We start from the raw sequence: 13114 nt of genomic DNA, 5'->3' as shown, positions 1-13114 counted from the left end.
AACCAGTGTGGCGGGTGGTGTAGATGATGCCGTTGCGACTACCCTTGCCGTCATGCCCAGTAAGACCGCCGCCCGCTCCAGAAGCCGAACGAGCAGGTCAAAGACCACTTCGCGCGCGAGCGGGTCCCGGGGCGCGCGCCCGGCGGCGCCCCGCAAGAAAATCAGCAAGCCCGCCAGGCGGCGTGAGCACGCGCCGCTGGTCGGCGCCGGGCTGACCTGCGGTCGCGCTGTGCGCGCCATCTGGTTGATGGCCGCCCGGGGGACCGGCGGCGCGGCCCGGTCGATCGGGCGAGCCCACGACATCGATCCCGGGCATCGCCGCGATGGCATCGCGCTGCTGTTGCTGGGCTTTTCCGTGGTGGTCGCCGCGAGCTCGTGGTTTCACGCCGCCGGGCCGGTCGGCACGTGGGTCGACACGCTGCTGCGAACCTTCATCGGCGCGGGTGTGCTGGCGCTGCCGGTGGCCACCGCCGCGGTGGCGGTGACCCTGATGCGCACCGAGCCCAACCCGAATGTGCGCCCCCGGCTGATCCTGGGCACCAGCCTGATCACGCTGTCGGTTCTCGGCCTGCGCCATCTGTGGTCGGGCTCGCCGGGGGACCCGGAAGCGCGCCGCCGCGCGGCCGGTTTCATCGGCTTCGCCATCGGCGGGCCGCTCTCGGACGGGCTCACGCCCTGGATCGCCGCGCCGCTGTTGTTCATCGGGTTCATGTTCGGCCTGTTGCTGCTGACCGGAACCACCATCCGGGAGGTGCCCGACGTGGTTCGCGCCATGTTCGGTACCCGGCTGGTCGGCGACGACGAACCGTACGACTACGCCGACGAGTTCGACGATGACACCGAAGCGGACCGCGACGACAACTACGACGACGCGTCTCCCGTCCCAGAGCCGCCGGCGTGGTCGCCGGACGACGATGCCCAGGCCGCGCTGCAGGACGACATTCCGACCGTGCCCGAACCCGCCGTGCAGCCCGCCCCGCAGGCCTCGCGGGGCCGCAAGCGCGGCCGGTCGGCGGGCAAGCACGACACCGTGGAACTCGACCGGATCGTCGAGGGCCCCTACACGCTGCCGTCGCTGAACCTGCTGGTGGCGGGCGATCCGCCCAAGAAGCGCAGCGCGGCCAACAACGTCATGGCCGACGCCATCACCGAGGTGCTGACCCAGTTCAAGGTCGACGCCGCCGTGACCGGCTGCACCCGCGGGCCGACCGTCACCCGGTACGAGGTCGAGCTGGGGCCCGGCGTGAAGGTCGAGAAGATCACCGCGCTGCAGAAGAACATCGCGTACGCGGTGGCCACCGAGAGCGTGCGGATGCTGGCCCCGATCCCCGGCAAGTCGGCCGTGGGCATCGAGGTGCCCAACACCGACCGGGAAATGGTGCGGCTGGCCGACGTGCTCACCGCCCCATCGACCCGGCGCGACCACCACCCGCTGGTGATCGGGCTCGGCAAGGACATCGAGGGCGATTTCATCTCGGCAAACCTGGCCAAGATGCCGCACCTGCTGGTGGCCGGTTCCACCGGATCCGGTAAGTCCAGCTTCGTCAACTCGATGCTGGTGTCGCTGCTGGCGCGCGCCACCCCGGAAGAGGTCAGGATGATCCTGATCGACCCGAAGATGGTGGAACTCACGCCCTACGAAGGCATTCCGCACCTGATCACCCCGATCATCACCCAGCCCAAGAAGGCGGCCGCCGCGCTGGCGTGGCTGGTCGAGGAGATGGAGCAGCGCTACCAGGACATGCAGGCGTCCCGGGTGCGGCACATCGACGACTTCAACGAGAAGGTCCGCGCCGGCATCATCACCGCGCCGCTGGGCAGTCAGCGCGAATACCGGCCCTACCCCTATGTGGTGGCGATCGTCGACGAGCTGGCCGACCTGATGATGACGGCACCGCGCGACGTCGAGGACGCCATCGTGCGCATCACCCAAAAGGCCCGGGCCGCCGGCATTCACCTGGTGCTGGCCACTCAGCGCCCGTCGGTGGACGTGGTCACCGGTCTGATCAAGACCAACGTCCCGTCCCGGCTGGCGTTCGCCACGTCGTCGCTGACCGACAGCCGCGTCATCCTGGACCAGGCCGGCGCCGAAAAGCTGATCGGCATGGGTGACGGCCTGTTTCTGCCGATGGGCGCGGGCAAGCCGATCCGGCTGCAGGGCGCGTACATCACCGACGAGGAGATCCAGGCCGTCGTCACCGCCTGCAAGGACCAGGCCGAACCCGAGTACACCGAGGGCGTCACCAACGCCAAGCCGACCGGCGAGCGCACGGACGTCGACCCCGACATCGGCGACGACATGGACGTGTTCCTGCAGGCCGTCGAGTTGGTGGTGTCCAGCCAGTTCGGCTCCACGTCGATGCTGCAGCGCAAGCTGCGCGTCGGCTTCGCCAAGGCCGGCCGGCTGATGGACCTGATGGAGACCCGCGGCATCGTCGGGCCCTCGGAGGGCTCCAAGGCACGCGAGGTGTTGATCAAGCCCGACGAGCTGGCCGGCACGCTGGCGTTGATCCGGGGCGGCGCGAACGCCGACGGCGGCGACGCCGAAGACTAGCTGTGAACGTGGTCGCCATCGGGACCAGCGCCGAGCGTGAACACAAGGCGAAAAACTGGCCCGAATCCCGCCGCCAGTTCACGCTCGGCGCGTCAAAGCCTCACAGCCTCAGCAGCATCCGCGAGTTGCCGAGGATGTTCGGTTTGACGTAGCTGAGGTCCAGAAATTCGGCGACACCGATGTCGTAGGAGCGGCACATCTCCTCGAACACCTCGGCGGTGACCGGCGTGCCTTCGATCTCGGTGAATCCATGCCTGGCGAAGAACTCGGTTTCGAACGTCAGCACGAACAGCCGCTTCAACTGCAGCTCGCGGGCGACTTCCAGCAGCCGGTCGACGATCGCGTGGCCGATACCGTGGCCGGTCAGCGCCGGGCTGACCGCGACGGTGCGCACCTCGCCGAGGTCCGACCACAACACGTGCAGCGCGCCGCAGCCGACCACCTGGCCCTCGTGCTCGGCCACCCAGAATTCCTGAACGGCCTCATACAACGTCACGAGGTTCTTCTCCAGCAGGATCTTTCCCGCATAGGTGTCGACCAAGTGTTTGATGGCCGGCACGTCGGAGGTTCGCGCGCGCCGAATGAGCGGCCGAGGGCGCTTCGGACTTCTGCTCACGGCTAACAGTATCGACATCGCGAACGGGTGCGCTGGTCAACGGTTATTCTGTTGCCGTGTCGGGGCAGCCGCAGACGGGTCCGGCGGCAGGCCGCGCAAACATCGCCAACCTGGCCAACACGCTGACCCTGTTGCGGCTCGTCCTGGTGCCGATTTTCCTGCTCGCCCTGTTCGCCGGGGACGGCCACCAAAACGGTTTCCGGGTGGTGGCTTTCGTGATTTTCGCGGCCGCCTGCATCACCGATCGGCTGGACGGCCTGCTGGCCCGCAACTACGGCATGGCGACCGAATTCGGCGCGTTCGTCGATCCGATCGCGGACAAGACGCTGGTGGGGTCGGCGCTGATCGGGCTGTCGATGCTCGGTGAACTGCCGTGGTGGGTCACGGTGCTGATCCTGGCCCGCGAATTCGGGGTCACCGTGCTGCGGCTGGCCGTCATTCGTCGCGGTGTCATTCCGGCCAGTTGGGGCGGCAAACTCAAGACCGTGGTGCAGGTGCTGGCCATCGGATTGTTCGTGCTGCCCCTGGCGGGACCGTTCCGGGTGGCCGCGGCGGTGGTGATGGCCGCGGCGATCGTGCTCACCGTCATCACGGGGATCGACTACGTCGTCTCGACCGTCCGGGAAGTGCGCCGCACGCCCGGCTGATTCCGGCGGCAGCGATCGGGAACCAGACCACCGCCGGCCGCGTTCACCTAATGAGCCCCTGCCGGAGGCAAGCTGAGTACGTGCCGCGCAGGGCCGAGTGGACGAAGGAGGGCGGGATGCCGCCATTGGTGCGCGAGGTCATCGGCGACGTGCTGCGCGAGGCCCGCACGACACAGGGCAGGACGCTGCGCGAGGTGTCCGATTCGGCGCGGGTGAGCCTCGGATACCTGTCCGAGGTGGAGCGCGGCCGCAAGGAGCCGTCCAGCGAGCTGCTGAACGCGATCTGCGACGCGCTGGACGTCCCGTTGTCGTCGGTCCTCATCCACGCCGGCGAGCGGATGGCCAGCGGGGAGCGTGCGCCCGCGGACGGGGCGGCCAGCACCAGCATCAAGGTCGTCATTCCGCCGGTTGGGTCGTTGGCGCTGGCCTGAGCGGCGGACACCGATCCCGTGTAAGGGGTGGGGCGATCGGCGCCGACCCGTTAAATTGAGCGACAGACGCAGAGCCCGTTGCGGCCCATCCGGGGACCATCCGGATCCTCAGAAGCGAAGGTGGAGCTAACTCATGGCCAATCCGTTCGTCAAGGCGTGGAAGTACCTTGCGGCGCTGTTCAACGCCAAGATCGACGAGCACGCCGACCCCAAAGTCCAGATCCAGCAGGCCATCGAGGAAGCGCAACGCACGCATCAGGCGCTGACGCAGCAGGCCGCGCAGGTCATCGGCAACCAGCGGCAACTGGAGATGCGGCTGAACCGTCAGCTGGCGGACGTGGAGAAGCTGCAGGTCAACGTCCGTCAGGCGTTGACGCTGGCCGATCAGGCGACCGCGTCCGGTGACGCCGCGAAGGCCACCGAATACAACAACGCCGCGGAGGCGTTCGCCGCCCAGCTGGTGACCGCCGAGCAGAGCGTCGAAGACCTCAAAACGCTGCACGACCAGGCACTGGGCGCGGCCGCGCAGGCCAAGAAGGCGGTTGAGCAGAACGCCATGGTGCTGCAGCAGAAGATCGCCGAGCGCACCAAGCTGCTCAGCCAGCTCGAGCAGGCCAAGATGCAGGAGCAGGTGAGCGCTTCGCTGCAGTCGATGAGCGATCTCGCCGCCCCCGGCAACGTCCCCAGCCTCGAAGAGGTGCGCGACAAGATCGAGCGGCGGTATGCCAACGCGATCGGGGCCGCCGAGCTCGCGCAGGGTTCGGTGCAGGGCCGGATGCTCGAGGTCCAGCAGGCCGGCGTCCAGATGGCCGGCCATTCCCGGCTCGAGCAGATCCGCGCCTCGATGCGCGGGGAGGCCTTGCCGACCGGTGGGACGCCGGCCGCGGGGACCACCCCGCCCACTCCTGCGCCCGCGGAAAGCGCGGGCGGCCCGGTCACCGAGAAGCCGCTTGGCCAGTAGTCGAAGTGTCGTTGCGGTGAAAGCGTCGCGGCCCGGTCCGTGGCGCGCGCTGCTGCACCGCGGGCTGGCCACCGCCGCCGACCTTTCCGACCTGGTGGCCCGCCGGATCAGCGCGGTCGCGGATCCGCGCGCACGCCAGCTGCGCCGCCGTCGCCGAGCGCTGCGGTGGGGCCTGATCTTCAGCGCCGGATGCGTGTTCTGGGCGGCGGTGACCATGCTGCTCGCGGCCTGGGGCTGGTTCGCATTGCTGCTGGAAATCACCGGGGGCGTGGCGGTTTTCCTGGCCATCCCGGCGACGCTGTTGCTGCTGCGCTATCGCTGGCTGCGGTCCGAGCCGTTGCCGACACCCCGGACCGCCGGCGCACGCCGGCTGCCGCCGCCGGGTTCGGCGGCGCGCCCGGCGATGTACGCGCTGGGCGCCTCGGAGCGTGGCTTCACGTCGTTGGTGGCCGTGATCGAGCGGGGCGCGATGTTGCCGGCCGCGGAGATCCGCGACCTGACCGCGGCCGCCGCCAGGACCTCGGCGGCGATGGCGTCCACCGCCGCGCAGGTCGTGTCGATGGAACGGGCGGCGCAGGCCAGTGAGCAATCGCGGTCGTATCTGGTGCCCACCATCAACGCGTTCACCGCGCAGCTGTCCGCCGGTGTCCGCCAATACAACGAAATGGTCACCGCGGCAGCGCAATTGGTGTCCTCGGCGCAAGGCGACGGAATGGCCGCGTCGCAGCAGTATCGCGCCGAGCTGGCCGACGCGACGGATCGCCTGGTCGGTTGGGCGCAGGCGTTCGACGAACTCGGCGGATTACGCGGGACAGGCTAGCCTTTCCGGACTCACCGGCGTGTCCCGCGAATCGCCTTGCTAGAACGACGCTTTGAGCGACGGCAGCAGCAGCGCCGCCAGACCGCGCGCGGTGGCCTTGAGCATGTCGAAGAAGTCGAAGTAGTCCCGCCACAACGTGATTCGCCCGTTCTGCACTTCGAACACGCCGCACACCCAGAACTGCAGCCGCAGCGGGCCGAAGATCAGCGCGTCGGTGCGTTCGGTGAGCACCGCGCCGCCGTCGGCCGCGATGCGATGGATCTTCACCTCGAAGGCGGCGCGGCCCTCCATCTGGCGGAACAGCTTCATGGCCCGGGCCCGGCCGCGGATGGTGGGCAGGCCGACGTTTTCATAGACGAGGTCGTCGGCCAGCGCGGCGTCGGCGGCGTCGTAGTCCGCGTCCTGCAGGGCGTACAGAAAACCTTCGACCGTACGGGTGTTCGCAACGGTTGTGCCAGTTAGCTCGGTCATCTTGCCAGCGTAGGCGCGTGGCAATCGGGCGCTGTGGCAGGGTAAGCACGATGCGTGTCGCCGTCGTCGCCGGGCCGGATCCCGGGCATTCATTCCCGGCGATCGCGCTGTGCCGGCGCTTCGCCGAGGCCGGCGATGAGCCCACGCTGTTCACCGGCGCCGAATGGCTCGACACCGCCCGCGGCGCCGGCATCGACGCCGCCGCGTTGGACGGGCTGGTAGCCACCGACGACGACGTCGACGCCGGGGCCAGAATCCACCGGCGCGCCGCGCGGATGGCCGTGCTCAACGTGCCCGCGCTGCGCGAACTGGCGCCCGACTTGGTGGTGTCGGACGTCATCACCGCCGGCGGTGGCATGGCCGCCGAACTGCTGGGTATCCCGTGGATCGAACTCAACCCGCACCCGCTGTACCTGCCGTCGAAAGGGTTGCCGCCGATAGGCAGCGGGCTGGCACCGGGTGCCGGCATCCGGGGCCGGCTGCGCGACGCCACGATGCGCGCGCTCACGGCGCGATCCGTGCGCACCGGCCTGCAGCAGCGCGCGGACGCGCGCGTCGAAATCGGGCTGCCGGCGCGCGACCCCGGGCCGCTGCGGCGGCTGATCGCGACGCTGCCCGCACTGGAAGTACCCCGCCCCGACTGGCCCGCCGAGGCCGTCGTCGTCGGGCCGCTGCATTTCGAGCCGACCGACCGGATCCTCGAGGTCCCGGCGGGCTCCGGGCCGGTGGTGGTCATCGCGCCCTCGACCGCCGTGATCGGGACCGAGGGCCTCGCCGAGGTCGCCTTGGAGTGTTTGACGCCGGGGGAGACCCTGCCGGCGGGCTCGCGCCTGCTGGTCTCGCGGCTGGATGGACCGGAACTGACCGTGCCGCCGTGGGCGACGGTCGGGCTGGGACGTCAGGACGCGTTGTTGGCGCATGCCGACCTGGTGATCTGCGGCGGCGGCCACGGCATGGTGGCCAAGACGCTGCTGGCCGGCGTGCCGCTCGTGGTGGTGCCCGGCGGCGGCGACCAGTGGGAGATCGCGAACCGGGTGCTGCGCCAGGGCAGCGCGCGCCTGATCCGGCCGCTGACCGCCGACGCGCTGGTGGCCGCCGTCAACGAGGTGCTGTCGTCGCCCCGCTACCGGGCGGCGGCGCAGACGGCAGCGGGCGGCATCGCCGACGTCGCCGATCCGGTCCGGGTGTGCCGCGACGCGCTCGCGGTGACCGGATGATCCGCAGTGCTCCCGTCCCGGCGCCTTATGCTTCGGCGGGAGGCAGCCGATGAGGATCATCACGACAATCGCCGCCGGCACCCTGCTGGCGGGGGCGTTGGCCGGCGCGGCCGTCGCGCACGCCGACAGTCCCGACGAACAGCAGGCGTGCCAGTTGATGGACGATCCGGCCGGCGCCCAACAGGGGCTCGCGCCGGCCGAATACGCCTTCATGCAGTTGCGCGCCACCATGTCGGCCCAACGCGCGCGCGACGTGATGTCCATTGCGGCGCAGGAGGACTGCCCCAACCACATCATCGACCTGCCGGCCAGCTGGAGGTAGCGGGCTGCGGGCTCGGGTGTCTGTCCTGCGCGGGCTGGGTATGTTGACTGGCGTGCGGCTAACGGAGTTTCACGAGCGGGTAGTTCTGCGCTTCGGCACCACCTATGGGTCCTCGGTGCTGGTGGATCACGTGCTGACCGGCTTCGACGGACGCACGGCCGCTCAAGCCATCGAGGCGGGCATCGAGCCCCGCGACGTCTGGCGTGCGTTGTGTGTGGACTTCGATGTGCCCCGGGAGCAGTGGTGAGCGCCGCGCGCTATTCGTATGCCGGGTAAGTGTTCTGCCGCAACACCGCGGCGAGGTGCACGGCGTTGCGGACCGCATTGCCGGTAGCGGATGCGACGGCGTCCGGCACGTCGTCCAGGTCGGTGTAGTCCGTGCCCTGCATGGCCTCGCCGTTCCAATAGGTGCATCCCTGCGCAGCGATCGAGAATCCGATGTCGTTGAGCGCCTGAAACAGGTCGGCGACGATCTTGTGGGCGCCGTCCTCGTTGCCCACGACCGCGGCCAGGGCCACCTTGCCCACCATCCGCGGCCTTCCGTTGTCGTCCGTGTCGGACAGCTCGGCGTCGAGGCGCTCCAGCACGCGCTGCGCCACGCTGGACATGTGACCGACCCAGGTAGGCGTCGACACGATGACGATGTCGGCCGCCTTGATCTTGTCCAACAGCCCCGGCCACTCATCGCCCGGCCCCATGTCGGCTTCGACGCCCGGCAACAGGGCCAGGTCGACGCACCGCACCTTCTCACCCTCGACGCCCGCCCTTCGCAGCTCATCGAGCAACTGGTCGGCCAGCAGCTCGCTGCTGGACGGCGCCGGGCTTTTCTTCAACGAGCAGACCAGGGCGATGGCGCGCAAGGATTGCGTTGCGGCTGAGGACATGCCGGTCACGTACCCGGACACGACGACGCCAAACGACGCCCGCGTCGTCCGATCGCCTACCGCCGCGTCCGGTGCAGCCCGCAGTCGCCGCACAACGAACTCTCGGGCAGACGGTAAAAAAGGCAGCAGCTGTGGCGCCTGAAGGCCAGCTGCGGGCCGGTGAGGGCACCGGATCCGGCCATCATGCCGGTGCCCAGCAGCGACCGGGTCGTCTGCACGATCACCGGCCGCAGGTCGGGCCGCGCCGCAAGCAGGGCCTGCGCGGCACCGACCAGCGCGGAGGCGACGTTGCCGGCGAGCAGGGCGGGTGCCAGCTTGACCGGAAGGCCAGCGGCCAGCGGCCGCATGTGTTCGGTCACCACGATGCGATACAGCGCCTCGGGCGTGGGTGAGGTGACGGATTCCCCGGCGGGATGGGGCAGCCGTAGCTGCGGGCCGCTATCGGCGCGTTGCAGGTCATCGAGGTCGGGCAGCACGCCGTGACCTACCGCGCACGCGAGCACCGGTGACCACAACCGGGTGGCGTGACCGAGGTGAACCAGCGAGGCGCCGATCCGCACCTCCTTCGTGCGGTAGCGCCGGACGGTGGCGTCGATCAGGTCGGCGCAGCCGTCGGCGTAGGACCGCCCGACCGGGTGCCATCCCGCCGCGTCACCACCCACGGTTAGCGCGAAAAATCCTCCGTAGGAAGCTATCTCGGCCAGCTCGGTGGAGATGTCCATCGTTTTGCGACCGCCTCTTGGGGAAGTGCGCGCCCCGGTTGTCGTGGGCCCCGCTGTCCCGGAGAAGCGCCGACGGCGAGTATCCGGCTTTCTCGGGTGCAAGGAGATCACCGTGGCGGGACCGCGTCGGATTCGCACCGGCTCTTCGGGCCGGCCCGGTGTGGGAAGCCCATCAACGCCTTTTCGGAGCCGATGCTGCCACAGCGGCGGCGCGCGCGGCGTGTCGAGCTTGAATCGAACACCTGTTCGGCTACTGTGGTGAACGTTCGGCCAGTCAACTTGTCGGTGGCTTTCTCTAGTGTCACCGCCAACCGACCGATACCGGTCAGACGAACACCGACTATAGGAGAGACACCATGGCGCAAGCCCCCGACCGCGAGAAGGCTCTCGAACTGGCGATGGCCCAGATCGAAAAGAGCTACGGCAAAGGCTCAGTGATGCGTCTCGGCGACGAGACGCGTCAGCCGATCTCGATCATCCCGACCGGATCCATCGCACTGGACGTGGCCTTGGGCATCGGCGGGCTGCCCCGCGGCCGGGTCGTGGAGATCTACGGCCCGGAATCCTCGGGTAAGACCACCGTCGCCCTGCATGCGGTGGCCAACGCCCAGGCCGCCGGCGGCGTCGCCGCCTTCATCGACGCCGAGCATGCCCTGGATCCGGAGTACGCCAAGAAGCTCGGTGTGGACACCGATTCCCTGCTGGTCAGCCAGCCTGACACGGGGGAGCAGGCCCTCGAGATCGCCGACATGCTGATCCGCTCCGGCGCGCTGGACATCCTGGTCATCGACTCGGTGGCCGCGCTGGTGCCGCGCGCCGAGCTCGAAGGCGAGATGGGCGACAGCCACGTCGGACTGCAGGCCCGGCTGATGAGCCAGGCCCTGCGGAAAATGACTGGCGCGCTAAGCAATTCGGGCACCACCGCGATCTTCATCAATCAGCTGCGCGAGAAGATCGGGGTGATGTTCGGCAGCCCCGAAACCACCACGGGCGGAAAGGCTTTGAAGTTCTACGCGTCGGTGCGCATGGACGTACGCCGGATCGAGACGCTCAAGGACGGTACCAACGCGGTCGGTAACCGCACCCGGGTCAAGATCGTCAAGAACAAAATGGCGCCGCCCTTCAAGCAGGCCGAGTTCGACATCCTCTACGGCCAGGGGGTCAGCCGGGAAGGCTCGCTGATCGACATGGGCGTGGAGCAGGGCTTCATCCGCAAGTCCGGCTCCTGGTTCACCTATGAGGGCGAGCAGCTCGGCCAGGGCAAGGAGAACGCCCGCACTTTCCTGAAGGAAAACGACGAAGTCGCCAACGAGATCGAGAAGAAGATCAAGGAAAAGCTCGGCATTGGCGCGGTCGTGACCGATGACGACGTCCTGCCCGCCCCCGTCGATTTCTGAGCCCTCCCGCGAGGAGCAGGCGCGGGCGCTTTGCCTGCGCCTGCTCACCGCGCGAGCGCGCACCCGGGCCGAACTATCCGGCCAGCTGGCCAAACGCGGCTATCCCGACGACGTCAGCGAGCGGGTGCTGGACCGGTTGGCGGCCGTCGGCTTGATCGACGACGCCGACTTTGCCCAGCAGTGGGTGCATTCCCGCCGGGCGCATGCCGGGAAGAGCAAGCGCGCCTTGGCCGCCGAACTTCACACCAAGGGCGTCGACGACGACGTGATCACCTCGGTGCTGGCCGGGATCGACGCCGGTGCAGAACGGGACCGGGCCGAGCAGCTGGTCCGGTCCAAGCTGCGCCGCGAGACGCTGGACGGCGACGACGTGCGGGTGACTCGCAGGCTGGTGGGGATGCTGGCGCGCCGTGGCTACAGCCAGAACATGGCGTGCGAGGTCGTTTTCGCCGAGCTGGCCGCTGAGCGGGAGCGCCGCCGGGTCTAGGCCCTTGACGTGCGGTTTCTCCCGCGCCGACCGGCCGCCGTACCATGGCCGGGTGACTTCGATGGTGCGTGAGACCGTGGCGGTGGACGCCGCACCGGCGCGTACCTACGAAGTCCGCACCTATGGCTGCCAGATGAACGTCCACGACTCGGAGCGGTTGGCGGGTCTGCTGGAAGCGGCCGGCTATCAGCGGGCCGCCGAGGGTGCCGACGCCGACGTCGTGGTGTTCAACACCTGCGCCGTGCGGGAGAACGCCGACAACAAGCTGTACGGCAACCTCAGCCACCTGGCGCCGCGCAAGCGCGGCAATCCCGAGATGCAGATCGCCGTCGGTGGGTGCCTGGCCCAGAAGGACCGCGACGCGCTGCTGCGCAAGGCGCCCTGGGTCGACGTCATCTTCGGCACCCACAACATCGGGTCGCTGCCCACGCTGCTGGAACGCGCCCGGCACAACAAGGTCGCCCAGGTCGAAATCGCCGAGGCGCTGCAGGAGTTCCCGTCGTCGCTGCCCAGCGCACGCGAATCCGCTTATGCCGCTTGGGTTTCCATCTCGGTCGGGTGCAACAACAGCTGCACGTTCTGCATCGTGCCGTCGTTGCGGGGCAAGGAGGTCGACCGCAGCCCGGACGACATCCTGGCTGAGGTGAGGTCACTGGTGGCCGACGGCGTGCTCGAGGTCACGCTGCTGGGCCAGAACGTCAACGCCTACGGGGTGTCCTTCGCCGACCCGGCGTTGTCGCGCGACCGCGGCGCCTTCGCCCGCCTGCTGCGGGCCTGCGGCGACATCGACGGGCTGGAGCGGGTGCGGTTCACCTCGCCGCATCCGGCCGAATTCACCGACGACGTCATCGAGGCCATGGCGCAGACACCCAATGTCTGCCCCGCCCTGCACATGCCGCTGCAGTCCGGGTCCGACCGGGTGCTGCGCGCGATGCGGCGCTCGTACCGCGCCGAGCGCTACCTCGGCATCATCGACCGGGTCCGGGCCGCCATGCCGCACGCCGCCATCACCACCGACCTGATCGTCGGGTTTCCCGGAGAGACCGAAGAGGACTTCGCCGCCACGCTCGACGTGGTGCGAGCCGCCCGGTTCTCGGCCGCGTTCACCTTCCAGTACTCCAAGCGGCCCGGCACCCCGGCCGCCGACCTCGACGGGCAGATCCCGAAAGCCGTTGTGCAGGAACGCTATGACCGGCTGATCGAGCTGCAGGAAGCGATCTCGCTGGAGGGCAACCGGGCGTTGATCGGCCAGACCGTCGAATTGTTGGTCGCCACCGGCGAGGGGCGCAAGGACAGCCGCACCGCGCGGATGAGCGGGCGGGCCCGCGACGGCCGGCTGGTGCACTTCGCCGCCGGCCCGCCCGCCGACACACCGGCGCGGCCCGGGGACATCGTCACCACGGTGGTCACCGGGGCCGCACCCCACCACCTCATCGCCGACGCGGGCGTCGTCACGCATCGCCGCACCCGGGCGGGTGATGCGCAGGCCGCCGGGCAGCGCCCAGGCGGCATCGGCCTCGGCATGCCCGCCGTCGGGCCGCCCGTCGGCCCGGCCGAACCCCTTGGATGTGCACTGTGAAAAAAG

15 protein-coding genes and 1 riboswitch are annotated in these 13114 nt (G+C 69.3%); of the genes, 11 read left to right on the top strand and 4 right to left on the bottom strand.

From position 1 onward, the window contains the following. Positions 1-52: 52 nt before the first annotated feature. Positions 53-2554 carry a DNA translocase FtsK gene (locus tag A5753_RS11130; protein WP_197694657.1) on the top strand — a complete coding sequence of 834 codons (2502 nt, stop codon included), beginning with the start codon at positions 53-55 and terminating at the stop codon, positions 2552-2554. A gap of 100 nt (positions 2555-2654) precedes the next feature. Here A5753_RS11130 and A5753_RS11125 read toward each other — a convergent pair whose 3' ends face one another. Continuing rightward, entirely contained in the window at positions 2655-3188 is a 534-nt protein-coding gene (locus A5753_RS11125; RefSeq protein WP_067127103.1) for an amino-acid N-acetyltransferase, read from the bottom strand. Positions 3189-3226: 38 nt separating this feature from the next. Between A5753_RS11125 and pgsA the strand changes: the two genes are divergently transcribed. The 4 genes from pgsA to A5753_RS11105 all read left to right on the top strand — a co-directional run bounded on the left by pgsA (position 3227) and on the right by A5753_RS11105 (position 6029). Then, entirely contained in the window at positions 3227-3817 is a 591-nt protein-coding gene (pgsA, locus tag A5753_RS11120) for a CDP-diacylglycerol--glycerol-3-phosphate 3-phosphatidyltransferase (RefSeq protein WP_082971272.1), read from the top strand. Positions 3818-3933: 116 nt separating this feature from the next. After that, positions 3934-4248, top strand: a complete 315-nt coding sequence (locus tag A5753_RS11115) for a helix-turn-helix domain-containing protein (RefSeq protein ID WP_067127097.1) — start codon at positions 3934-3936, stop codon at positions 4246-4248. Between the two features lie 133 nt (positions 4249-4381). After that, complete coding sequence (gene pspA / locus A5753_RS11110) at positions 4382-5209, top strand: phage shock protein PspA (RefSeq protein WP_067127094.1); 828 nt, start codon at positions 4382-4384, stop codon at positions 5207-5209. Further along, positions 5199-6029 carry a hypothetical protein gene (locus A5753_RS11105; protein ID WP_067127092.1) on the top strand — a complete coding sequence of 277 codons (831 nt, stop codon included), beginning with the start codon at positions 5199-5201 and terminating at the stop codon, positions 6027-6029. The genes pspA and A5753_RS11105 overlap by 11 nt, the downstream gene beginning before the upstream one ends. A gap of 39 nt (positions 6030-6068) precedes the next feature. On the opposite strand, the gene A5753_RS11100 is transcribed toward A5753_RS11105, so the two are convergent. Beyond that, positions 6069-6500, bottom strand: a complete 432-nt coding sequence (locus A5753_RS11100; protein ID WP_067127089.1) for a limonene-1,2-epoxide hydrolase family protein — start codon at positions 6498-6500, stop codon at positions 6069-6071. A gap of 50 nt (positions 6501-6550) precedes the next feature. Here A5753_RS11100 and A5753_RS11095 point away from each other — a divergent pair, with 50 nt between their 5' ends. Genes A5753_RS11095 through A5753_RS11085 form a run of 3 tightly spaced genes read left to right on the top strand, consistent with a single transcriptional unit; the run spans position 6551 to position 8286 of the window. Then, positions 6551-7717, top strand: coding sequence for a glycosyltransferase (locus tag A5753_RS11095; protein ID WP_067127086.1), 1167 nt, complete (start codon positions 6551-6553; stop codon positions 7715-7717). Between the two features lie 49 nt (positions 7718-7766). Next, positions 7767-8039: a hypothetical protein gene (locus tag A5753_RS11090; protein WP_067127083.1), complete on the top strand. Its 273-nt coding sequence runs from the start codon at positions 7767-7769 to the stop codon at positions 8037-8039. Positions 8040-8079: 40 nt separating this feature from the next. Further along, positions 8080-8286, top strand: a complete 207-nt coding sequence (locus A5753_RS11085; protein ID WP_007774964.1) for a DUF3046 domain-containing protein — start codon at positions 8080-8082, stop codon at positions 8284-8286. A 10-nt stretch (positions 8287-8296) separates the two neighbouring features. On the opposite strand, the gene A5753_RS11080 is transcribed toward A5753_RS11085, so the two are convergent. Together A5753_RS11080 and A5753_RS11075 are read right to left on the bottom strand one after the other, a co-directional pair. Continuing rightward, positions 8297-8923, bottom strand: coding sequence for a flavodoxin family protein (locus tag A5753_RS11080; RefSeq protein WP_067127312.1), 627 nt, complete (start codon positions 8921-8923; stop codon positions 8297-8299). A gap of 56 nt (positions 8924-8979) precedes the next feature. Next, the gene (locus A5753_RS11075; protein ID WP_067127080.1) at positions 8980-9645 is read right to left on the bottom strand and encodes a (2Fe-2S)-binding protein; all 666 of its coding nucleotides are present in this window, start codon (positions 9643-9645) and stop codon (positions 8980-8982) included. Between the two features lie 56 nt (positions 9646-9701). Then, positions 9702-9834: riboswitch (cobalamin riboswitch) on the bottom strand. A 167-nt stretch (positions 9835-10001) separates the two neighbouring features. Here A5753_RS11075 and recA point away from each other — a divergent pair. From recA to miaB, 3 genes are all read left to right on the top strand, one after another. Beyond that, positions 10002-11042 (top strand): recombinase RecA, encoded by a 1041-nt coding sequence (gene recA / locus A5753_RS11070; protein WP_067127077.1) that lies wholly within the window; start codon positions 10002-10004, stop codon positions 11040-11042. After that, positions 11008-11529 carry a recombination regulator RecX gene (recX, locus tag A5753_RS11065; protein ID WP_067127075.1) on the top strand — a complete coding sequence of 174 codons (522 nt, stop codon included), beginning with the start codon at positions 11008-11010 and terminating at the stop codon, positions 11527-11529. Before recA ends, recX begins: the two co-directional genes overlap by 35 nt. A 61-nt stretch (positions 11530-11590) precedes the next feature. Continuing rightward, positions 11591-13108 carry a tRNA (N6-isopentenyl adenosine(37)-C2)-methylthiotransferase MiaB gene (gene miaB / locus A5753_RS11060; protein ID WP_197694662.1) on the top strand — a complete coding sequence of 506 codons (1518 nt, stop codon included), beginning with the start codon at positions 11591-11593 and terminating at the stop codon, positions 13106-13108. The last annotated feature ends 6 nt before the right edge of the window (positions 13109-13114 follow it).

This window comes from Mycobacterium sp. 852002-51971_SCH5477799-a, assembly GCF_001667145.1.
GTDB lineage: Bacteria > Actinomycetota > Actinomycetes > Mycobacteriales > Mycobacteriaceae > Mycobacterium.
Note: the sequence above shows the minus strand (reverse complement) of the source record. Positions and strands in the feature narration are given on the sequence as shown.